Raw genomic sequence first — 22,044 nt, 5'->3', positions numbered from 1 at the left:
AAAGGAGGAAATTTATGAAAACACAAAAGAAATCATCAAAAAATGCAGTTACAGCTGGTGTTTTAATTGCACTTTACTTTGTAACATATTTAGTAATTGGGGCAATATCTATGCCTGTCCCTGTTTTATTTTTACTAATGCCTATGCTTGTAGCACTACTTGCTGCACCAACCTATCATATGCTTCTTGCAAAAACAAAGTCAGCCACCGCTATTGTAATCGCAGCTATCTTACCAAGTATTTTATTAGTTGCAACTGGACATATTCCAATTGCACCATTAGCGGCAGTGCCTGCCGGAATAATTGCTATGTTCATAGCAAGAGGTGGAAATTATACAGACTTTAAGAAAAATACAATTAGCCATATGTTTTTTTCTCTAAACTTATTTGGAGGATTCTTACCAATTTGGCTTATGAGAGAAGCATTTTTTGAAAGCGTTATAAAAGGTGGCTTAGATCAAAACTTTTGTAATACAGTAAGAGCATGGACACCAATATGGATGCTACCAGTTATGATTATTGGAACATTTATATTCTCATTAATTGGTTCTTATTTTACAAAGAAAATACTAAATAAAAAGTTGGAATCAGCAGGAGTCTTATAATGGAAAATTCAAAGATTGCTCTGGGGTCAAAATATGACCTCAGAACAAAACTTATCTTACTTATAGGTGCGAATATTTTAATATTTTTAGGTTTTGGTTTGATATATCAAAGCCTTATTAGCTTATTATTTCTTGCCATCATTATTAGTGATGGTTATAAGAAATCCGCTATAAGGTATATTCTATTCTTTGTAACAAGCGTTGTATTAGAAAAAACTTTAGCCTATTTCAATATAAATTTTCTTTTGAATTTAATTTTATTCCTCTTGGCAATTGGGAGAAAATTTTTGCCATGTATTATTGTGGGTAAATGGATTTTAAATTTCACATCTGTTTCCAGTGCAGTAGCAACTCTACAAAAATTAAAACTTTCAAAAGACTCACTTATAATGATTTCTGTAATATTTCGATGCTTACCTACGATTAAAGATGAGTGGAGTCATATAAATATGGCTATGAAAACAAGAGGGATTAGCGTTAGTCTTTATAATTTATTTCATAAACCTGCTGCGACAATGGAATACTTTTTTGTACCATTATTCGTAAGTGTAATAGAAATCGGGGATGAGCTATCCCAATCAGCCATTATAAGAGGGCTTGATGCTCCTGTTCAAAAAACAAGTAGATACCTAATTAAGATTAGAAAAAATGACATTGGCGTTTTAATTCTTATGATTTTAATTTTATTGATAGTAATATTTATGAAAGTGTCAGGGTGGGATTTATGATTGAAATTAGAGAATTAAGTTTTAAGTACAAAGGAGGAGATAATTACTCATTAAAAGATATAAACTTGAAAATAAAAAAAGGGGAATGCATTCTTCTATGTGGCAGGAGTGGTTGCGGAAAGTCGACCCTATTAAAACTTATGAACGGTATAATACCTGAGTTCTATGATGGGGACATTTCAGGCAGTGTTATGGTCAATGGTATGAATACATTTACTACACCAATTTATAAATTATCTAAGGATGTAGGTTCAGTTTTTCAAAATCCTAAAACACAATTTTATACAACAAACACTACAGATGAGATTGCTTTTGGTTTAGAAAATTACGGAATAGAAAGAGAAGTAATTAACAAAAGGATTAAAGAGGTCGAAAAAGAGCTTCGTCTTGAAAACTTGATGAATAAAAATATATTCAATCTTTCCGGAGGAGAAAAGCAGAAGATTGCTATAGCAAGTATTTACGCATTAAACCCTGAGATATTTATTCTTGATGAACCGTCTTCAAGCTTAGACATAAAGTCAATGAAAGAACTATCACTTACAATGAAGAAGCTTAAATCTTTAGGAAAAACTATTATTATTGCAGAACATAGGCTGTGGTATTTAGAAGACATTGTTGACAGAGCAATATATTTAGAGGATGGGAAAATCATCAGAGAATATAGTATGGATGAAATTGAAAATCTAAGTGAGGATGAACGAATGAGAACTGGACTTAGACATTCTGATTATAAAGCTATTGAAGGATTTGAAGATTTTGAAACTTCAAATAAAGGGGCTTTATTAGAATTGAAAAATCTGATATTTAAAAGAAATACCAGAACAATTTTGTCCATCAAGGATCTTACATTTTGCTATGGAAATATTATTGGGATTGTTGGAGAAAATGGAATTGGAAAGTCTACATTAGCAAAAATCATATGTGGCTTATACAAAGCAAATAAAGGGAAAATTTTAAAAGAGGATGAGAATTTCAATATAAGAAGCAGGTTAAATGAAAGTCTACTTATTATGCAGGAAGTGAATTATCAACTATTTACTGACAATGTGTTTGATGAAATATTATTAACGTCAAAAGTTATAGACAAAAATATTATAAACAATTGGTTAAAAAATATGGAACTCGAAAATATTATTGATAGAAATCCGCACACTTTATCTGGAGGACAGAAACAGAGAGTAATTATTTTATCCGCTTTACTATCCGACAAGAAAATTCTATTTTTCGATGAGCCAACCAGTGGATTGGACTATAAAAATATGAAAATAGTAGCTAAAAACATAAAAAAAGTAAAGGAAGAAGATAAGCTGATTTTAATAATATCCCATGATATTGAGTTTTTAGAGTCAGTTTGTGATAAAGTGATTGATTTTACTTATTTATGAAAAAGTATACAATAGTAAATTATAAGAGGAACATATGATAAAAACGCAAAAAAATGAGAAATTGTAAATAGTATTTTTTATAATATTCCATAAAATAAATTTTATAATATTATTTGGAGCAGGTGAAAAAAACGACTCTACACATTTTAGCGTTGGCAGAAAAAATCCTAACCGTTAGATGAAGACAAAATGATGTGACCCCCAAAAATTAGACCTAAAAATCTAATGATTGGGGGTTGTTTTTCTAGTAAGTCAAAATATGAATAATCTAATACCATTAAGATATTATATTTCATAGTTGTAATACAAGACCTAGAACTATAGGCCGATAATATTTACTAACGAGCAAACATAACAGAAGTAGCTTTTATAATTGCTATTGCTTCAGAGTCTTTTGCTAGGCCTAATTCTTCAACGGCAGCCTTAGATATTGTAGCTGAAACAGCACCGACTGGAGTGTCAATAACTACGATATCATTCACAGCACCTTCCGTAATAGAAGTTACTTTACCAGCAAACTGGTTTCTCGCACTTAATTTTAATTCTCCAACTGCAACCATTACATCAGTAGCCTTTATAATTGCTGTTGCAGTTACACCTTCAATGATACCTAGCTCCTTAATAGCAGCCATAGAAATAGTGCCACTAATTTTTGTTCCGTTTACATCTAGTGAAACGATTCCATTTACAGCACCTTCATTTACTCCTATTACTTTACCTTCAAATTGATTTCTTGCACTTAATTTCATTCTATACCTCCTGGGTTTATACTTAGATTTAAATAGATAGAAAACATTTATTTTCATAAGTTTATTATACAGTAACTAGTTCAAATTTTCAATATATAAAACATAAGCTAATATCTAGTTTAATTTATAATTTTATTGCTTTAGATTTAAATTCTAGAAAAAGAAATTAAGTTATAGGCAATAAGAATTCACTTGAGTTTAATTATCATTAGTGCTATAATTCAAATTAATAGCAAAATTATAACTAGCAGTAAAGATAGAATTAATAGCAAAATTATAATTAGCAATAAAGACAGAATTAATAGCAAAGTTATAATTAATATTAAAGATTGAATTAACAGCAATTATTATGTTTCCAGGGGGGATTACTATGAAAAGACAATACTTTATTGAAATTTCTAATCTAAAAAAGTCATACACAAGTGGTTCTAATACAGTTGACGTCCTCAAGGGTATAGACTGCTCTATAAACAAGGGGTCAATTTGCACTCTTTTAGGTCCATCTGGTTCGGGCAAGTCTACCTTTTTGAATATTTTAGGGGGAATTGAATCATTTGAAGATGGCAGCGTAAGGGTTGATGACTATGAACTCAATAGCCTGTCAAAGTCTCAATTGTTGGACTATAGGAGGGACAAGTTGGGATTTGTATTCCAGTTTTATAATCTGGTATCCAATCTCACAGTAAGGGAGAATATTGAAGTTGGAGCCTACCTTAGTCCGAATCCGCTTGATATTGATGAATTGATAGATATCTTGGGTTTAAGAGAACATGAGATGAAGTTTCCTAACCAATTATCTGGTGGTCAACAACAGAGGACTGCTATAGCTAGGGCTTTGGCGAAGAGACCGGACCTATTGATTTGTGATGAGCCTACAGGTGCCCTTGACTACTCTACAGCCAAGCAGGTCCTCGAGATGATACAAAAGATCAACAAAGAGTACGGCTCTACAATTATTATAGCTACACACAATATAGCTATTGCACAGATGTCGCACGAGGTTCTCAACCTACATGATGGTAGGATTTTGGACCATAGGATAAATGAGAATCCACTAATGGCAGATCAGTTGGTTTGGTAGGAGGTGTCTCATGAAAAATCCACTTAACAAGAGAATTTTTAGAGACCTCAAGTCCAATATAGGTAGGTACGGAGCCATATTTATAATTATGCTGATTACTATATCTGTTGTATCATCATTTTTTATAGCTCAAAAATCTATTGAAAAGACCTACTACGATAGCCATAAGCTAGGAAGGATTGAGGATGGCTACATTGAATTTGATAGGAAGCTCACTAGCCAAGAAGAAAAGATATTTACGGATAATGGTGTGAGGGCCTATCCCAACTATTTTATGGCTCTTGACTATGACAAGGGCAAAACAATTAGGGTGTATCAAAATAGGGAAAAGATAGATATACCAGCAATTCATGAGGGTAAAATGCCTAGAAATAGTGAAGAGATATTTTTAAATGTAAATTTTGCACGAGAAAATAAATTAAAAATAAGCGATAAGATAAGCTTGCTTGGTCAAGAATTCAAGATATCTGGTATAGGTGCCTTTCCAGATTATAGCTGTCTACTTAGGAGACCTGGTGACCTTTTGATGGACAACAAAAACTTCGGTGTTGCAAGCCTTAGTTCAGGTGGCTTTGATAGGCTGGTCAAAAGTGGTGCGGGACTAAAGTATAGCTACTCATATAGGCATGGTCTTGATGATGGTAAAAGGAGAGATAAGACTAATCAGTATGATAAGAATAGGCAAGGTTATAAATATGGTCAGGACGATAAGAAACTCCAAACAGATAAGCTAAAGGATATAATAAAGGGATTTTCTTCAAAGGGTATAATTCCAATTGATGCCCAGACCAAGTATACAAACTCTCGTATATCCTATGTCATGGATGATATGGGTGGTGATGTTCCAATGATTACTAGTCTGATGGTTATTGTTTTATTGGTGATGTCATTTATATTTGCCGTCTTAGTCCAGAATATGATAGAAGAGGAATCGGCTGTTATAGGTACACTCCTAGCCTTTGGTTACAAAAGACCAAGCCTAGTATGGCACTACATCAAATTACCCCTATATGTTACAGTGTTTTCTGCGCTTTTGGGCAACATATTTGCTTATACATTTATGAAGGACATGTATTTGAGCCTTTATACAATTTCATACTCCCTATTTCCAGTTGAACTTGTGTGGTCAGCCTATGCCTTTATTTTGACAACGCTTATACCTATAGGTCTTATGCTACTAGTGAATCTCGTATTTATAACTAGGAAGCTAAGGATGAGTCCCCTAAAGTTTCTAAGGCGTGATTTATCTAGGTCTAGGAATAAAAAGGCTGTCAAACTGCCAAATGTGTCATTTATATCCAGGTTTAGGTTGAGGATCTTCCTTAGAAACAAGGGCAACTACCTTGTACTCTTGTTGGGATTACTGCTGGCAAATATCCTGATGATATATGGTATGTCAATCAAGGGTATACTCAATGACTACATGGATAAGACTCAAGAGTCCATGCCATCTAGTTATCAGACGGTATTTAAGGGGCCTATAAGAAAGGAAGTAGAGGAGAGGTTAAAAGACTCTCTAAGCAAGAAGGATAAAAATATATTTGACCATCCTAGCTATGACTACCAAAACAAATTAGTCGGCGGCAAGGTAGATACAAACCTATTCACCCTATACCAAGTTAAAATAAGGGGTAAAAAAGTTGACGATCAAACAAGGGCTAGTATCTATGGGACTGACCTTGATGGAAGCTATGTAAAGGATGGCCTAAAAAGAAATAATATAAAAAATATTAGTACAAGATCTAGCGAGGGCAAGACCTATGATGTATACGTAACTGAGGGCATCAAGGACAAGTTCGGTCTAGGTATAGGAGATTATTTTACTGTCAATGATGAAAACAGGGACAGGGAATACAGGATGAGAATAGTTGGAACTAGCCAGCAACTAAAGACTTCATTTTCCATAATAATGGATCGAAAGTCCTGCAACAAGATGCTAGGTATGGACGAGTTTTATTACAATGGCGCCTTTTCAGACAGGGCCCTGAAGATTGATGACAAGGACCTATCTACACTTATAGATGGGAAGAGCATGAGGAAGATTGCTGACCAGTTTTTAAATAACTTCAAAAATGTTATGCCTACTATTATGATGGTTGCCCTAGTTATATACCTTGTGGTCATGTATGTTTTGACCAAGGCAATTATAGACAAGTACAAAGAGTCTATATCCTATCTTAGAATATTTGGCTACCACGACAAGGAGATAGAAAAGATATTTATTAGGGTATCAAGCCTTGCAGTAGTAATATTTTTGCTGATACTTATACCTGTTGAGAAGTATTTGGTAAACAAACTTATAAAAGTAGCTTTTTACAAATTCAATGGCTATGTCAATGCTGACATACCAATGTACATATACTTTGCAACTATAGCTTGCGGGATATTAGTATATATGGTGGATAGGTGGATACTGACTAGGAGAATCAAAAAAATCAATATGACAGATGTCTTAAAAGATAGGTAGTAGATGTTGATTTCCTCCACTAAATATAGTATTATATATAATAAGTGGAGGAAATAGACATGATACAAGATACAAGCGAGCTTTTATACAAGTATAAGGAATACAAGGTACCTTATCAAAAAATTAAGTCCTTGATAGAAAAAGAGGAATTGTTGCCTGTAAAAAGAGGGCTGTATGAAACGGATCCCGAAATACCAGGCTACGTTCTGGCAAATGATATTTTAGGCCCATCGTACTTATCTTTTGAGTGGGCCTTGTCCTATTATGGGATGATACCAGAGAGAGTGCATACATATACTTCTGCCTCTTTTGATCTAAAAAAGAATAAAAAGTTTGAAAATGTATTTGGCATCTATACGTATCAAGATGTACCCAAGCAAGTGTTTCCATTTTATTATACACGTGAAATAGTAAACAACCGTTCATTTAATATTGCTAGTAGGGAAAAGGCCTTGTGCGACATACTTAGTATCTTAAAACCTATAAGGGGGTTGAAAGATTTTGAGGATTATCTTTTTGATGGTATGAGGCTTGATGAAGATATATTTGAAGAACTTGAGTTTGATAAAATTAGAAGGATAGCTCCAATGTACCATAAGACCAACTTGAATCAGCTTATCAGGTTTATTGACAAGGAGGGTTATTAGCATGAATGATGCAATAATGGCCATGATTGACAAGTATACTTGTAAAAGTAGTGAAGACTACGAAAATGCACTAAAAGAGGTTGTACAAGAGGTTGCTCTAATGGGGCTGTCTAGGAGTGACTTTTTTACCAAGGCAGCTTTTTATGGTGGGACTGCACTCAGAATATTTTACGGTCTTCCAAGGTATAGTGAGGATTTAGATTTTTCACTTGAAAGGCCAGAAGCAGATTTTAATCTGGACAAGTACCTATCCTATGTTGAAAAGGAACTGACTTCGTACAACTTTAAAATGACAGTTAAAAAAAAGAATAAATCTAAACAAACAGCCATACAATCTGCATTTATAAAAGGCAATACTATTCAAAATGTATTAGAAATAACATCTGATGACTCTATGACATATGGATTTAATTCTAATGCTTTGATAAGGATAAAGTTCGAAATAGACACAAATACACCTGAGGGAGCTGAGTTTCAATATGTAAACGCAATTCTACCAGATACCTATAGAGCCAAATTGTACGATATGCCATCCTTATTTGCGGGAAAGATTCATGCAGTCCTGTGTAGAGATTATAAAAATAGGGTTAAGGGTAGAGATTTTTTTGACTATATATGGTACTTAAAGAGGGGGACGAGGGTAAATATATATCACCTTCAGAAAAGAATGGAACAATCGGATCATTGGGCTCCTAGCAGAACTTTAGATATAGGAACCCTGAAGAATCTTTTAAATGACCGTTTTAAAGTTATTGACTTTGATAACGCAAGAGAGGATGTATTACACTTCCTAGGTCCGAAAGAACAGAAGGGCCTGAGTATTTGGGATGCTGATTTTTTTACTGACATAACAGACAGGTACTTAGAGGAGCAAGTTTATTAACTTGATTGAGTTAAAGAAGATGATTGATTTAAATAAATTTGATTGAGTTAAATAAAGTTAAGTAAAGGAATTTAAAGTAAAATTAAGTGAAATCAACTAATGTATAAAAAATAGGTCTTAGTTTTGGATAATTTATAGTTAAGGTGAGGAGAAGCAATGATATCAGCAAGAAAGTTAAAAGAGAAATTCGAAGACAATCCTATGGTAGTGGCTGTAACCAATGAAGCTACCCTAGGGTTTGCCTTAAATTCGACCAATGAAATAGTGTTCCTGCTATCGGGGACAATATCTGATTTGAGGGTGACTGTCAATAAGTTACTGGACAAGGGCAAGCTAGTATTTGTCCATATAGACATGATATCCGGAATGTCTAGTTCACCTGCAGTTGTCGAGTATATAGGTGACATATTTGACAAAAAGATCGGTATAATAACTACAAAGCCAGCCCTAGTCAAAAAGGCAATCAGTGAAAATATCAGGGTAATCCACAGGGCCTTTATGGTGGATTCAAAGTCTAAGAATATATTTTTAGATAATATTACTCAAAATTTTACGCCAGATGCAGTTGAAATTATGCCAGCCATGGTTCACTCAGTCATCAGAGAGGTTAGGGACAAGTTGCCTAAGATGACTATAATTGCCGGTGGATTAGTAACAGACAAAAAAGAAATCTATGAAATCATCAATAGTGGAGCTGATGCAATTTCAACAAGTAGTGTAAAACTGCTTCAAGATTAAATAAAATTTAAAAAAGAAAACGTTGACACTGACCCCTGATTCATGATATCATTTTCCTGAGAAAAATAAATATTTGCTGAGATCATGAATATAAGAGTATACAGAGTCTATTCAATGTGGACCCTCTATACTCTTTTTTAGGTTCAGCAAGGTAAATCAGGAGGACTAGTATGTCAGTTTATTTAGCAGAAGTAGTGGGAACAATGATTTTGATTTTCTTTGGTGTGGGTGTCTGTGCATCTGTAAACTTGAAGAAATCGTATTCAAACGGTGCGGGATGGTTAACTATAACTTTTGGTTGGGCACTGGGTGTTACATTAGGTGTCTATGCTGTCGGAAGCATCAGTGGGGCTCACTTAAATCCAGCTGTAACTCTAGGTCTAGCAGTTGTTGGAGCATTCCCTTGGTCGCAGGTAATAGGGTATTGCATAGCACAGGTTATAGGGGCTATATTAGGTGCCTGTCTAGTATACCTAATCTATGCACCACACTGGAAAGAAACAGAGGGTAACAAGCTTGGTATATTCGCAACAGGACCAGCTATTGACAGGCCTATGTTAAACGTTATCTCAGAGGCAGTAGGTACATTTATGTTGGTTTTCTGTATACAGCTAATCAACAACAACAAGATAAGTGACGGTCTTGGAGCCATAGCAATAGGTCTATTGATACTAGCAATGGGTGTATCTGCCGGTGGTGCAACAGGATATGCTATCAATCCAGCAAGAGACTTGGGACCAAGAATCGCCTATATGTTCCTTCCAATCGGTGGAAAGAAAGACTGTAACTGGAAGTATGCTTGGGTTCCTATCGTTGGACCATTAGTAGGTGGAGTAGTAGGAGCTGTACTATTCAAGATGCTATTTGTATAGAAAAATAGCTTACCAGATCATAAGTAATATTGTATAAAATAACAGATTGCTTAATTACAAAAAAGACAGGTTACTCAATTATAAAAAGGAGGATTTGAATAATGGAAAAGTATGTATTATCTTTTGACGCTGGAACAACTAGTTCTAGAGCGATAATTTTCAATAAAAAGGGTGAAATAATCAACGTTGCCCAGAAGGAATTTAAGCAGATATATCCAAAGGCTGGATGGGTTGAGCATGATCCGATGGAAATATGGGCATCTCAGTCTGGTGTTGCTAGAGAGGTTCTAGAGATGTCAGCTATAAGACCAGAACAGATAGCAGCTATAGGTATAACAAACCAGAGAGAGACTACAATAGTATGGGACAAGAACACTGGAAGGCCAGTCTACAATGCTATAGTATGGCAGTGTAGAAGAACAGCTAGCTACTGTGAAAAGCTAAAAGAAGAAGGCTGGACAGAAAAGATAAAGGACAAAACAGGTCTAGTAGTAGACGCATACTTCTCAGGTACAAAGATAGCTTGGATCCTTGACAATGTTGAGGGAGCTAGAGAAAAGGCTGAAAGAGGAGAACTACTTTTCGGTACAGTTGATACTTGGCTAGTATGGAACTTGACTAGGGGTAAGGTCCATGTTACAGATTACTCAAATGCTTCAAGAACTATGCTATACAACATCAAGGAACTAAAGTGGGATGACGAAATCCTAGAAAGATTAAATATACCTAAGTCAATGCTTCCAGAAGTTAGAAACTCAAGTGACGTATACGGACATACTGACACTGGTACATACGGTGGTGCCCAGATACCAATCGCAGGTATAGCTGGTGACCAGCAGGCAGCCCTATTTGGACAGAACTGTTTTGAACCTGGTATGGTAAAGAACACTTATGGTACAGGATGTTTCGTACTTATGAACACAGGTGAAGAGATGATCCAGTCAAAGAATGGCCTACTTACAACTATAGCTTGGGGTATAGATGGCAAGGTTCACTATGCACTTGAAGGATCAGTATTTATAGCTGGTGCTGCCATCCAGTGGTTAAGAGATGAATTGAGATTGGTATATGACTCACCACAGTCTGAATACTATGCCAACAAGATAGAAGATACAGATGGACTAGTAGTAGTTCCAGCATTTACAGGCCTTGGAGCTCCATACTGGGATATGTATGCTAGGGGTGGAATATTCGGTATTACAAGAGGAACTAAGAGAGAGCACCTTGTAAGAGCTACACTTGAATCTCTTGCCTACCAGTCTAAGGATGTAATAGATGCAATGCAGGAAGATGCAGGTCTACCACTTGCTTATCTAAGAGTTGACGGTGGAGCATCTGCCAACAACTTCTTGATGCAGTTCCAGGCAGATATGCTAAATACACAGGTTCATAGACCTAAGACTCTTGAAACAACAGCCCTAGGTGCAGCCTATCTTGCAGGTCTTGCAGTTGGATATTGGAAGGACCTAGAAGAAATATCTGAAGAATTTGCAATAGACAAGGAATTCCTTCCTGAAATGTCAGAAGAAAAGAGAGCAAAGAACTACAAGTACTGGAAAAAGGCTGTAGAGAGATCTATGGATTGGGTTGACAAAGAAGACGAATAGTAATTTAGTAGATAAATAGACTTTACAAGATAACTAGCAAACAAATCAGTTTTGTGATATAATATGTAAGAAAAATTAATAAAAATATATTTATTGAATTAAAAGAGTACACGAAACAGATTCAACTTGTTTTGTGTACTCTTTTTTAATTTTATGGAGGTAATATGTACGATATTATAATTGTAGGTGGCGGTGTAATTGGATGTTCAGTTGCCAGAACCCTATCAAAATACGATAAGAAGATAGCTCTTATAGAGAAGAACTATGAAATATGCCAGGAGACTACAAAGGCAAATTCAGCCATAGTCCATGGTGGATACGATTGTAAGCCAGGAACACTAAAAGCCAAGATGAATGTAAGGGGTAATGCTATGTACCCAGAACTTAGCAAGGAGTTAGATTTTACATTTAACAAGATAGGTTCTTTAGTCCTTGCCTTTAGTCAAGAGGAAATGAAAACGATTGAAGAACTATACCAGAGGGGTCTTGCAAATGGCGCTAGGGACCTAGAAATAATTGATGCCAAGAGGGTCAAAGAGATAGAGCCAAAGGTATCAGATGAGGTAGTTGGAGCCCTTTACTGTGGTTCAGCAGGTGTTGTAGACCCATTCAACCTTACTTATGCCATGATGGAAAATGCAATGGACAATGGGGTAGAATTATTTACTGAGACAGAGCTAATAGGCCTTGAAAAGAACTCAGAGGGTATACTTGTAAAGACTAACAAGGGAGACTACCAGGCTAAATACGTTATAAATGCAGCAGGTTTATACTCAGACAAGGTTGCCAACATGGGTGGGGACTTTGACTTTAACATAATACCTACAAAGGGAGTATATAGACTATTTGACAAGAAAAAGGGGGACAACCTAAATACAGTCCTATTCCAGACTCCAACTGAGAGGGGTAAGGGAGTACTAGTAACTGCAACATATGACGGAAACACTATGATAGGACCTACTTCAGACAAGATAGGAACAGTAGAAGATACTACAACAGAGGCTGAATCACTTGCAGTAATAGATAGACTAGGAAAACTATCTGTACCTAGCCTAAATCCTAAGAATACCATCCGTGTATTTACTGGTGTAAGGGCAAAACCAGACACAGGCGACTTCATGATATATGCATCTAAAAATATGGAAGGCCTAGTACACTGTGGAGGTATAGAGTCTCCAGGTCTAGTATCTGCTCCTGCAATAGCTGAATATGTAGAAGAAATCCTAATAGACAATGGAATGGATACAAAGAAAAAGTCTAACTACAATCCAAAAAGAAAGGGCATAGTTAGAATCTCCGAGCTTACAAACGAAGAAAAGGCTGTAAAGATAAAGGAAAACTCAGCCTATGGAAAGATCATCTGTAGGTGTGAAACAGTTTCTGAGGGCGAGATAATAGAGGCTATCAGGAGAAATGCTGGAGCAAAGACAGTAGATGGAGTAAAAAGAAGGGTAAGAGCCGGTATGGGAAGATGCCAGGGCGGATTTTGTGGACCTAGGGTAATAGAGATTCTTGCAAGAGAATTGAATATAGATCCTACAGAAGTAAGAAAAGACCTTTCTGGTTCAAAAATAGTAGAAAGACATTTGAAAAAATAGGGGGAAATATGTTAAATTACGATTTAGTAGTGATAGGTGGAGGTCCAGCTGGACTTGCAGCTGCGGTTGAAGCTAAAAAAAATGGAATAGATTCTATCTTAATTATAGAGAGAGACAGGGAATTGGGCGGTATACTAAACCAGTGTATCCACAGTGGATTCGGTCTTCATGAGTTCAAGGAAGAGTTAGCAGGACCTGAATACGCCCAGAGGTTTGTAGACCAGGTAGACGAGCTTGGAATAGAATACATCCTAAATACTATGGTTATAGAGCTTACACCAGACAAAGAGATAATAGCTATGAGCGAAAACGGACTTGTAAATATAGGTGCAAAGTCTATAGTCCTAGCTATGGGATGTAGGGAGAGAACTGCAGGTGCAGTAGCTATGAACGGCTATAGACCAGCTGGAGTATACACTGCAGGTATGGCTCAGAGAATGATGAATATGGAAGGCCTAATGGTAGGTAAGGAAGTTGTTATCTACGGTTCAGGTGATATAGGTCTTATAATGGCTAGAAGGATGACACTTGAAGGAGCCAAGGTCAAGTGCGTTGTTGAGATATCTCCACAGTCTAGTGGACTTAACAGAAATATAGCCCAGTGCCTAAACGATTACGATATACCACTATACCTAAGCCACAATATAAACAAGGTCCACGGTAAGGAGAGGATAGAGGGAGTGACTATCTGTAAGGTTGATGAAAAATGGCAGCCAATAGAGGGCACAGAAGAATACTTCTCATGCGATACCCTGCTACTATCTATAGGCCTAATACCTGAAAACGAATTGACAGTCAATGCTGGTATAGAGCTAAGTCAGGTGACAAATGGACCAAAGGTAAAATCAAATATGGAAACAAGCATGGATGGTGTATTCAGTTGTGGTAACGTACTCCATGTCCATGATATAGTGGACTTTGTTACAAAGGAATCTAGGGTTGCTGGCAAAAATGCAGCAGACTATATAAAGGGGATGAATGATTCCGATGGCAAGGACCTATTTGAAACACAGGCAGGAAATGGAATATCCTATGTAATACCAAACTATGTTGTAGCTGGTGGCAAGGATGGAGCCAATTTATTCTTTAGGTCAAGAAAGCCATTCAAAAAGGTTGAGGTCAAGGTCAGCATAGGAGACAAACTCATCAAGATAAAGAAGATGCCTGCAATGATACCATCTGAAATGGTCAACATACCACTTAGCCCAGAGGATATAAAAGACCTAAACGACAAGATAATAGTGGAGGTGGAAGAAATTGGAAAATAAGAGAGAGTTTACTTGCATAGTATGTCCTGTAGGCTGTCACTTGACAGTTACAAGTGAAGATGACCAGTACAAGGTGACAGGCAACACTTGTAAGAGGGGAGAAAATTACGCCCAGCAGGAAATGATAGCACCTAAGCGTAATATCGCATCTACAATCAGGGTAGAAGACGGATTCTTAAAGCTTGTACCAGTAAAGACAGACAAGCAGATACCAAAAGAACTGATATTTGATGTGATGAAGGAAATAAACCAGCATAAGGTAAAGGCCCCAATCAAGGTAGGGGACATCTTGATTGAAGACGTTCTTGGAACAGGATCAAATATAGTAGCAACGAGGAATATAGGGAAAAAATAGCCAACAATAGCTACAAGGCATATAGACTAGTACTAGGATACAATTAAACAAACAACAAGACAGAACGGTCAGCACTATCGACCGTTCTGTTTTCTATTTACTTTTATATACTCTGATGATATCATGTACTTAGTGGAGGAATATTATGATTGAAATTAAGGATATTGGTGTATTTGAAGGCATATCAGATTCTACACTTGAGAGAATATACGAATTATCTGATGAGATATGTTTAAAGAAGAATAGGAGCCTATATATGGATAGGGAGAAGCTGGACTATGTATATTTTCTACTGGAGGGCATGGTCACCTTGTCCAAGTGCAATGAGAACGGTGAGTCTAGGATCATTTTTACCCTCAAGCCAGGGGACATGATCAACCAGCCTATCATGAGGAAGAACACCTCTGCAGTCGAGTGTTGGGGGTTTGAAAACTCCAAGATTATGAGGATTAAGTTTGAGGACTTTGATTCCATCATGCAGAGCGACTACACACTTGCTAGGAACTGCATCCTCTATATGGAGAACAGGATCAGGAGATTATACAGACAGCTCAAGAACTCTGTCACATCCAACCTAGATAAGAGACTGGCAGCCAAGCTGTATAGACTTGGCCTAGAACATGGCAAAGACCAAGAAGATGGGCTAGTACTAATATCTATAGACCTATCTGTAACCTATTTAGCTAGGACCATGGGATGTCAGAGAGAATCCCTTTCTAGAGCCCTGAAGATACTCCTTGAGAGGGGCATAGTAAAGAGGCAGGGCAAGAAGTTCTACGTCAATATGAAGGACACTGAGAGATATTTTAAGGCATAAGAAAAAGGGCTGACCCAAAAGCGATTTTTAACGCTTATGAATCAGTCCTTTATTTTTATCTTAAATTTCAATAATTCTCAACCTATACCTATGATTTCAAGTTTTTAAATATAGCCTTGCAGATAGGTGCTATAATCACAGCTGCTGCGATTGACTCTGGTATTCCAGATCCTAGTATAGTTGCCATTATCAGCTTGAAGACTCCTGATATAGCCACTTGCTTGGCTGCGGCATATTGTTGGGCAAATAGCAAATATATACTGGACATTACCAGTATGGTGTTGGTAATTGATCCAACAAATCCTGTTATGACTAGGGATATTGTTTGATTGACCCTTAGACCCTTCAATCCGGTCCAGACACAGCCTGCGACCAATCCTATTAGGATTCTGCATCCAACTGATATCCAAAGTGCCTTGATTACTCCCACTAGACCTGTTGTACTAAGAAATGGTGAAAATGCAAAGGACAGTAGGCTAGGAGCCATAGTGTTGCTAACTAGTGAACACAGTCCAAACACACCACCAAGTATCGCACCGGCGACTGGACCTAGTGTTATTGCACCGACAATAACTGGTATATGTACTGTTGTCGCCTTGATGATAGGTAGCTGAATCATTCCCAGTGGAGTATTTGCCAATAGGATAATGATGGCTGCCATAAGTGCAACTTGTACACTCCAACGAGTATTGTTTTTCTTGTTTTTCATTGTTTCTCCTCTATGCTCTGATATATTCTTCCTCGTCTTCTAGTAGTAACTTGTTGTAAGGAAGTACCTTGTTAAATATTGCAAGTACAAGTATCATCAGTAGGCTTATAAATACTCCTACAGATACTCCTGTCAAAGGAACGAAGCTAAGTGAACTAGGTAGTTTCATCAAGAAGCCATAGTTTGCCTTTAGACTAAGGTCTGCTACAAGTATAAATAGGTTCATTATTAGTGTTATGATGATGATGTCCTTAACCTGTATTTTTGATCTTTCCCTAACTAGCATAAATGCGTTGAATACTAGTAGATAGTGGCCTACTACATATGAGAAGTTTGTCCAGTGTGGGAATACAAAGTGATCAAGGTCTACTACTATACATGCCATACTTCCACAAATTAGCCCTAGAATAGCGAAGTAGTTGACTAGCTTTTCCTTTTTTGCGAAGTAGGCAAATGCTAGACCAAGCATACATATTCTACAATGGAATAGGGGTAGGCCTTCTGTTGCAAGGTGGTAGCCTGTACCTATATACCATGAGTAGAGTATAAACTGCTGACATAATGATAGGCATAGACCTATCTTGATAGCTCTTTCCTTGTTCTTTATAAATAGACTTAGTAGCATTACTACTATTAGTCCTACTGTTACTGAAATCTTCATCCAAGATGGCATGAAAAAGTTTGGGTCTTGTACTGCCCTAAAAAAATATTCCATATTCATAACTAATCTCCTATTTTTCTACTATTATAATTATCTATAATTATCTTTTTAATATATAGTCTAACTTTTTAATACGAATCCACTAGACTATAGTATTACTTTAAGCATTAGAATTCCTTTATTAATTAAAGAAAATATTGGCTAGAGGGTCACTTTCCGTCTAGCCTAAATACATATTCTAGTGTAACATATATTTTTAATCGAGTAAAGCTATTATTTAGATATGAATATATTTTAGGTTCAGGTAGTAGGAGATATGTACCATTTTTTATTATTTTACCAATATTAAATTGAAAATCATGAATAATGTTTGTGTTTTATGGTGACAATTTTCGTTTTTTTGTATATAATAGTTTATTATAAGTTAATATAGGCTCATATATGCTCCAAATTTGGTGGAGTGTCTCTACCCCTGACCTTAATCAGGGACTATGAGTCAGAAACGTGGACTTCTGACTCATAGTAGCTAGGAGCCTATTTTTATTGGTAAATATTTTATGAGGGAATCTAGGAGGTAAAATGGAAGATCAGACAAAAAACATTACAGATAGACCTATGGAAGAATTGAAGTATTCTATTGAGTCTGTACCACCACTAGGTGTATCAATATTATTGGCGCTACAGCATATACTAGCTGCTTTTGCAGGTATAATTGCTGTGCCACTAGTTGTGTGTGCAGCCCTTAAGTTGAGTGTAGAGCAGACTACTATAATGGTAGGTGCTACAATATTCGCATCAGGACTTACAACAATATTGCAGTCAAGGGGTCTAGGTCCGGTTGGATCGAGAGTATCAGGGATGATGGGAACGGACTTTACGTTTGTTAATCCGTCAATCAGTGTAGGAGCCAAGTTTGGTATAGCTGGTATAGTAGCAGCTACTATCACAGGTTCGCTTGTAGAAATTATTTTGAGTAGGTTTATAAAGCCATTGATGAAGTTTTTCCCACCGCTAATCACAGGTACAGTTGTATCTCTAATAGGTATTACTTTACTACCAGTAAGTATAGACTGGGCAGCAGGTGGTGTTGGTTCTGCTGACTACGGTTCATTGAAGAACTTGACTATTGCATTTGTAATAATGTTATTCACCCTATTTTTAAACCACTTCGGAAAGGGAATCTTATCTACTGCTGCGGTATTTATAGGTATGATATTCGGTTATATAGTGTGTATACCTCTAGGAATGGTAGACCTTGCTTCAGTAGCCAATGCTGATTGGATAGCTATACCAAACATATTAAGATATGGCTTCCACTTTGACATGGCTTCTACCTTGTCATTTGTTCCAGCTTATCTTGTTTCAACAATTGGTACAGTCGGTATAATGATGGCTATAGGTGAAGCATCACATGAAAGAATCACTTCAGATAGAGCAGCAGCCGGTGTACTTTGCGACGGTATCGGTTCTATGATATCAGGTATGTTAGGTGCTGGGCCAAACACTGCCTTCTCGCAGAATGTTGGATTGATTACACTTACAAAAGTTGCGAGTAGACATATAATGATAATTGCTGGTATAATACTTACTATACTAGGTGTATTTCCAAAGTTGAGTGCCCTAATAGCAGTAATGCCATCACCTGTTCTAGGTGGAGCTGGAGTTATAATGTTCGGTCTTGTTGCAGCACAGGGTATCAAGACTTTATCATCAATAAATCTTGGAGACCGTGAGTTATTGATAATATCTGTTGCCTTTGCACTAGGTATAGGTGTTACAGTCAAGCCAGAAATACTACAGGGACTACCAAATGCCTTAAAGATGATCCTATCTTCAGGTATTTCAACAGGTACTTTGGCAGCCTTGATACTAAATATCATATTGGTAGACAAGAGAAAAACTAATTAATATTTTAAGTGAGGAATGAAAATGAAGTTATTAGAAGAAAGAATTTTGAGGGACGGAAGAATCCTACCAGGAAACATATTAAAAGTTGACAAATTCCTAAACCATCAGATAGATCCAGAATTATTTATGGAGATGGGAAAGGACTATTATGAACATTTTAAAGGACAGGGTATTAACAAGATACTTACACTAGAAGTATCAGGAATAGCAGTTGCATTTGCAGCAGCGACATATTTTAAGTGCCCAGTTGTATTTGCCAAGAAGTCTCAGTCACTTACTTTGGCAGATGATGTATATTCAAGCAAGGTGATATCTTATACAAAGAAGAAAGAGTACGATATCAAGGTAGACAAAAACTTCTTGACTAAGGATGACAAGGTTCTAATAATAGATGACTTTTTGGCTACAGGACAGGCTCTACATGGTCTAGTTGGCTTGTGTGACCAGGCTGGAGCTGAGGTTAAGGGAATAGGTATAGCAATCGAAAAATCTTTCCAGGACGGAGGTAAGAAGTTCAGAGAGATGGGTTATGATGTATATAGTCAGGCTATGATAGAAGAGTTTACTGAGGATAGTGTAAAATTTAAGAGATAGTTAGTAGGAAATTTACTGGGGCTGATTCATAAGTCTTAGAAAGTATAAAAAATGCTAAATTCAACAAATTATGTAAACATAAAAAGTTAGACTTTATTAGCGAGACAGCTTCGGCTACCTCGCTATTTTTATGCAGATAAGTTGATATCAAATACATTATTTAAATATTTTTCTTGCTTTTTTCTCAATTAAGTATTATAATAAGTAATACAATTAAGTATTATACAAACTAATACACGTATAACAATAAAACTTATATCTACTAGAATAGCTATAGTAATTAAGGAGCCTATAGACGTATGATTGTAACAATTAAGTATTATATATAATAATACATACACGACAAAAATAATGATTAGGAGGGACAATTATGATAATTACACTTGATACCAGTTCGACTACACCCATATATGTTCAGCTGAGAAACCAGATTGTAATGGGTATAGGCAGAGGAGACCTTATGCTTGGCGAGGGATTACCATCTGTAAGGCAAATGGCAAAGGACATTGGGGTCAATACTATGACGGTCAATAAGACCTACCAAATTTTGAAATCTGAAGGTTTTATAGAGATTGACAGAAGAAGGGGGGCCGTTGTAGCTACAAACCAGTATGCTGATATTGACTTCAAAGACAAGCTAGAAGATGAGCTAGAGTTACTATCGGCTGAGGCTAGTGTCAAGGGCCTTAGCAAGGAAGAATTTATGAAGATGTGTGAAGATGCATTTTCCAATTTCAAGCTTGCTAGTGCAGAAGGAGTATAGTTATGGAGAAGTTGAAGAGTAAAAGAAAATCGACAAAACTATTGACTCAATTAAGGGGGAGGTATGGATATGGAAATTGCTTTAACTATAATATTTGCTATATGTAATTTGATTGTTTATTTTGCAATCAAGCATTCTTTAAAGGGGGTTTTTGATTATAGGAACGGTATGATCCTTGGTATGCACGTTCCAAAAGAATCTATTGAAGATCAAGACCTTGTGTCTTTAGTGGATAAGTACAAAAAGAGGTTTAGGGTTCTCAACAAGATTGTTTTGTTTGGGGTTGTTTTCACTATTTTCTTAATATGGTATGACACCGAGATATTTATAAGGGTGTTTATGGTATGGATTATGGTCATATGTGCCTATAGCCAGTTTTTTTCTACATCTGCAATGAGGTCGATGTATTCCTTGAAAGAGACTAAGGGCTGGATTAACTCTGATACCAAGAACCTAGTGAAGGTAGATACTAGGGTTTCAGCCATGGTGCATAGGATGTACATAAATCCTAACATACACTTAGCTTTTATATTGATATTTTCCTATATAGTATTGGATATATTTATGAAGTCCTTCATTTATAGGTCGGTATTTAAAGATATGACTCATGCCAGTAGCCTAACAGGAGCAAATGATATTAGGATGACCTTGGTATTGATATTTGGACTTGGCTTATTTATAGCTGTAACGTATTATATCTTGCATAAGTGGCATGCAAAAAAGGCTAACATAGTCTATTGTGATAACACCGATATAAACTACAGGGCCAACATGGTAGACAAGTGGTATTGGTCTTTTGCCATGCTTATAGGTGGTGTATTAAACCTTGTAACCCATGTATATATGCTGGTGGCTATATCTATGAAGGGTTGGATATACAATTCTGATATTATAATATATATAGGTATTTTGACAATGACAAGTATAGTCACTATATATGTTGTCAAGCTTGTAGATACTAAGAGAGATGATATACTAAGACTAGCCAAAGACATTGAGTATGTGGACGATGATTATTATTGGAGGAAGGGATATTACTATAATCCAGATAGCAAAAAATTGATGGTCCAGGACAGGTTTAGCTCGACTAACCTTACATTTAATATGGCTAAAAAGTCTGCCAAGGTCATAAATATAGGTCTTGGTCTAATACTTGTAGGGTCTATGGTACTTGTTTTTAGTCTGACAAGTGGCTCAAATAATATAGAACTAGTTATGAATGGTGATAGGGTAAGTGTAAGTTCGTCTTTTTACAAGACAAGCTTTGATCTTTCTGATATAGAGGAGATGAGCCTTGTTGACGACTTGAAGGATACTTCTGTAATCAGAACAAATGGTGTCAGCATAGGTGATATAGATATTGGACACTACCTTGGCAAAAAAGAGGGCAAGCTAATGCTGTATATAAACAGCAGTAAAAGGCCGCTTTTGAAAATTAAGTTGAAGGATAGGTTTGTTTATATATCTAGTGATGATGATTTAGATGTCAAAAAAATATACGATAATATATCATCAAAAAAATAAGCAGTCTTGTTAAGGATATCTCCACAGTTAAGTATAGTTCTGTAAGCAAAGCAAACTCTATAAAGCAGGATTAAATTTAATT

21 protein-coding genes and 1 riboswitch are annotated in these 22,044 nt (G+C 36.2%); of the genes, 18 read left to right on the top strand and 3 right to left on the bottom strand.

The window, feature by feature from the left end:
- Nucleotides 1-14: 14 nt before the first annotated feature.
- The 3 genes from F823_RS0100160 to F823_RS0100150 are packed head-to-tail and all read left to right on the top strand — an operon-like array spanning nt 15 to nt 2,721.
- Entirely contained in the window at nt 15-605 is a 591-nt protein-coding gene (locus F823_RS0100160; RefSeq protein WP_002845568.1) for an MptD family putative ECF transporter S component, read from the top strand.
- Complete coding sequence (locus F823_RS0100155) at nt 605-1,333, top strand: energy-coupling factor transporter transmembrane component T (protein WP_002845567.1); 729 nt, start codon at nt 605-607, stop codon at nt 1,331-1,333. Before F823_RS0100160 ends, F823_RS0100155 begins: the two co-directional genes overlap by 1 nt.
- Entirely contained in the window at nt 1,330-2,721 is a 1,392-nt protein-coding gene (locus F823_RS0100150) for an ABC transporter ATP-binding protein (protein ID WP_002845566.1), read from the top strand. The genes F823_RS0100155 and F823_RS0100150 overlap by 4 nt, the downstream gene beginning before the upstream one ends.
- A 338-nt stretch (nt 2,722-3,059) precedes the next feature.
- Here F823_RS0100150 and F823_RS0100145 read toward each other — a convergent pair whose 3' ends face one another.
- On the bottom strand, nt 3,060-3,470 hold the full coding sequence (locus tag F823_RS0100145; protein ID WP_019595223.1) for a TOBE domain-containing protein: 411 nt from the start codon (nt 3,468-3,470) through the stop codon (nt 3,060-3,062).
- A 370-nt stretch (nt 3,471-3,840) separates the two neighbouring features.
- Here F823_RS0100145 and F823_RS0100140 point away from each other — a divergent pair, with 370 nt between their 5' ends.
- From F823_RS0100140 to F823_RS0100090, 11 genes are all read left to right on the top strand, one after another.
- A complete protein-coding gene (locus F823_RS0100140) occupies nt 3,841-4,551 on the top strand; it encodes an ABC transporter ATP-binding protein (protein ID WP_019595222.1) in 711 nt (236 codons plus the stop codon).
- Nucleotides 4,552-4,561: 10 nt separating this feature from the next.
- Complete coding sequence (locus tag F823_RS0100135) at nt 4,562-7,018, top strand: ABC transporter permease (RefSeq protein WP_002845563.1); 2,457 nt, start codon at nt 4,562-4,564, stop codon at nt 7,016-7,018.
- Nucleotides 7,019-7,077: 59 nt separating this feature from the next.
- Nucleotides 7,078-7,665 (top strand): type IV toxin-antitoxin system AbiEi family antitoxin domain-containing protein, encoded by a 588-nt coding sequence (locus F823_RS0100130; protein ID WP_019595221.1) that lies wholly within the window; start codon nt 7,078-7,080, stop codon nt 7,663-7,665.
- A gap of 1 nt (nt 7,666) precedes the next feature.
- Nucleotides 7,667-8,548, top strand: a complete 882-nt coding sequence (locus F823_RS0100125) for a nucleotidyl transferase AbiEii/AbiGii toxin family protein (RefSeq protein ID WP_019595220.1) — start codon at nt 7,667-7,669, stop codon at nt 8,546-8,548.
- 156 nt (nt 8,549-8,704) lie between these two features.
- On the top strand, nt 8,705-9,286 hold the full coding sequence (locus F823_RS0100120; protein WP_002843360.1) for a glycerol-3-phosphate responsive antiterminator: 582 nt from the start codon (nt 8,705-8,707) through the stop codon (nt 9,284-9,286).
- Nucleotides 9,287-9,456: 170 nt separating this feature from the next.
- Nucleotides 9,457-10,158, top strand: a complete 702-nt coding sequence (locus tag F823_RS0100115; RefSeq protein WP_002845559.1) for an MIP/aquaporin family protein — start codon at nt 9,457-9,459, stop codon at nt 10,156-10,158.
- A gap of 101 nt (nt 10,159-10,259) precedes the next feature.
- A complete protein-coding gene (gene glpK, locus F823_RS0100110; RefSeq protein WP_002845558.1) occupies nt 10,260-11,765 on the top strand; it encodes a glycerol kinase GlpK in 1,506 nt (501 codons plus the stop codon).
- Nucleotides 11,766-11,929: 164 nt separating this feature from the next.
- On the top strand, nt 11,930-13,363 hold the full coding sequence (locus F823_RS0100105; protein WP_002845557.1) for an NAD(P)/FAD-dependent oxidoreductase: 1,434 nt from the start codon (nt 11,930-11,932) through the stop codon (nt 13,361-13,363).
- Nucleotides 13,364-13,371: 8 nt separating this feature from the next.
- Complete coding sequence (locus F823_RS0100100) at nt 13,372-14,631, top strand: NAD(P)/FAD-dependent oxidoreductase (protein ID WP_002845556.1); 1,260 nt, start codon at nt 13,372-13,374, stop codon at nt 14,629-14,631.
- Entirely contained in the window at nt 14,621-14,986 is a 366-nt protein-coding gene (locus F823_RS0100095; protein ID WP_002845555.1) for a DUF1667 domain-containing protein, read from the top strand. The genes F823_RS0100100 and F823_RS0100095 overlap by 11 nt, the downstream gene beginning before the upstream one ends.
- Nucleotides 14,987-15,131: 145 nt before the next feature.
- The gene (locus F823_RS0100090; protein ID WP_002845554.1) at nt 15,132-15,803 is read left to right on the top strand and encodes a Crp/Fnr family transcriptional regulator; all 672 of its coding nucleotides are present in this window, start codon (nt 15,132-15,134) and stop codon (nt 15,801-15,803) included.
- Nucleotides 15,804-15,891: 88 nt separating this feature from the next.
- Here the strand turns inward: F823_RS0100090 and F823_RS0100085 are convergent, their stop codons facing one another.
- Both F823_RS0100085 and F823_RS0100080 read right to left on the bottom strand, forming a co-directional pair.
- Entirely contained in the window at nt 15,892-16,512 is a 621-nt protein-coding gene (locus tag F823_RS0100085; protein WP_002845553.1) for an ECF transporter S component, read from the bottom strand.
- A gap of 10 nt (nt 16,513-16,522) precedes the next feature.
- Nucleotides 16,523-17,233 carry a YwaF family protein gene (locus F823_RS0100080; protein WP_002843978.1) on the bottom strand — a complete coding sequence of 237 codons (711 nt, stop codon included), beginning with the start codon at nt 17,231-17,233 and terminating at the stop codon, nt 16,523-16,525.
- Between the two features lie 355 nt (nt 17,234-17,588).
- Nucleotides 17,589-17,685: riboswitch (purine riboswitch) on the top strand.
- 67 nt (nt 17,686-17,752) lie between these two features.
- Between F823_RS0100080 and F823_RS0100075 the strand changes: the two genes are divergently transcribed.
- From F823_RS0100075 to F823_RS0100060, 4 genes are all read left to right on the top strand, one after another.
- Nucleotides 17,753-19,081, top strand: a complete 1,329-nt coding sequence (locus tag F823_RS0100075) for a nucleobase:cation symporter-2 family protein (RefSeq protein ID WP_002845551.1) — start codon at nt 17,753-17,755, stop codon at nt 19,079-19,081.
- Between the two features lie 21 nt (nt 19,082-19,102).
- Nucleotides 19,103-19,675, top strand: coding sequence for a xanthine phosphoribosyltransferase (locus F823_RS0100070; protein WP_002844015.1), 573 nt, complete (start codon nt 19,103-19,105; stop codon nt 19,673-19,675).
- Nucleotides 19,676-20,045: 370 nt separating this feature from the next.
- Nucleotides 20,046-20,438: a GntR family transcriptional regulator gene (locus F823_RS0100065; protein WP_002843974.1), complete on the top strand. Its 393-nt coding sequence runs from the start codon at nt 20,046-20,048 to the stop codon at nt 20,436-20,438.
- A 69-nt stretch (nt 20,439-20,507) separates the two neighbouring features.
- Nucleotides 20,508-21,962, top strand: coding sequence for a PH domain-containing protein (locus tag F823_RS0100060; protein ID WP_242831483.1), 1,455 nt, complete (start codon nt 20,508-20,510; stop codon nt 21,960-21,962).
- Nucleotides 21,963-22,044 lie beyond the last annotated feature (82 nt).

Origin of the sequence: Peptostreptococcus anaerobius VPI 4330 = DSM 2949 (genome assembly GCF_000381525.1) — a bacterium.
GTDB classification, from domain to species: Bacteria; Bacillota; Clostridia; order Peptostreptococcales; family Peptostreptococcaceae; genus Peptostreptococcus; species Peptostreptococcus anaerobius.
Note: the sequence above shows the minus strand (reverse complement) of the source record. Positions and strands in the feature narration are given on the sequence as shown.

Coding starts and splice junctions, on each gene's coding strand:
- F823_RS0100160 (WP_002845568.1), top strand. CDS start 15: ATGAAAACACAAAAGAAATCATCAAAAAATGCAGTTACAGCTGGTGTT.
- F823_RS0100155 (WP_002845567.1), top strand. CDS start 605: ATGGAAAATTCAAAGATTGCTCTGGGGTCAAAATATGACCTCAGAACA.
- F823_RS0100150 (WP_002845566.1), top strand. CDS start 1,330: ATGATTGAAATTAGAGAATTAAGTTTTAAGTACAAAGGAGGAGATAAT.
- F823_RS0100145 (WP_019595223.1), bottom strand. CDS start 3,470: ATGAAATTAAGTGCAAGAAATCAATTTGAAGGTAAAGTAATAGGAGTA.
- F823_RS0100140 (WP_019595222.1), top strand. CDS start 3,841: ATGAAAAGACAATACTTTATTGAAATTTCTAATCTAAAAAAGTCATAC.
- F823_RS0100135 (WP_002845563.1), top strand. CDS start 4,562: ATGAAAAATCCACTTAACAAGAGAATTTTTAGAGACCTCAAGTCCAAT.
- F823_RS0100130 (WP_019595221.1), top strand. CDS start 7,078: ATGATACAAGATACAAGCGAGCTTTTATACAAGTATAAGGAATACAAG.
- F823_RS0100125 (WP_019595220.1), top strand. CDS start 7,667: ATGAATGATGCAATAATGGCCATGATTGACAAGTATACTTGTAAAAGT.
- F823_RS0100120 (WP_002843360.1), top strand. CDS start 8,705: ATGATATCAGCAAGAAAGTTAAAAGAGAAATTCGAAGACAATCCTATG.
- F823_RS0100115 (WP_002845559.1), top strand. CDS start 9,457: ATGTCAGTTTATTTAGCAGAAGTAGTGGGAACAATGATTTTGATTTTC.
- glpK (WP_002845558.1), top strand. CDS start 10,260: ATGGAAAAGTATGTATTATCTTTTGACGCTGGAACAACTAGTTCTAGA.
- F823_RS0100105 (WP_002845557.1), top strand. CDS start 11,930: ATGTACGATATTATAATTGTAGGTGGCGGTGTAATTGGATGTTCAGTT.
- F823_RS0100100 (WP_002845556.1), top strand. CDS start 13,372: ATGTTAAATTACGATTTAGTAGTGATAGGTGGAGGTCCAGCTGGACTT.
- F823_RS0100090 (WP_002845554.1), top strand. CDS start 15,132: ATGATTGAAATTAAGGATATTGGTGTATTTGAAGGCATATCAGATTCT.
- F823_RS0100085 (WP_002845553.1), bottom strand. CDS start 16,512: ATGAAAAACAAGAAAAACAATACTCGTTGGAGTGTACAAGTTGCACTT.
- F823_RS0100080 (WP_002843978.1), bottom strand. CDS start 17,233: ATGAATATGGAATATTTTTTTAGGGCAGTACAAGACCCAAACTTTTTC.
- F823_RS0100075 (WP_002845551.1), top strand. CDS start 17,753: ATGGAAGATCAGACAAAAAACATTACAGATAGACCTATGGAAGAATTG.
- F823_RS0100070 (WP_002844015.1), top strand. CDS start 19,103: ATGAAGTTATTAGAAGAAAGAATTTTGAGGGACGGAAGAATCCTACCA.
- F823_RS0100065 (WP_002843974.1), top strand. CDS start 20,046: ATGATAATTACACTTGATACCAGTTCGACTACACCCATATATGTTCAG.
- F823_RS0100060 (WP_242831483.1), top strand. CDS start 20,508: ATGGAAATTGCTTTAACTATAATATTTGCTATATGTAATTTGATTGTT.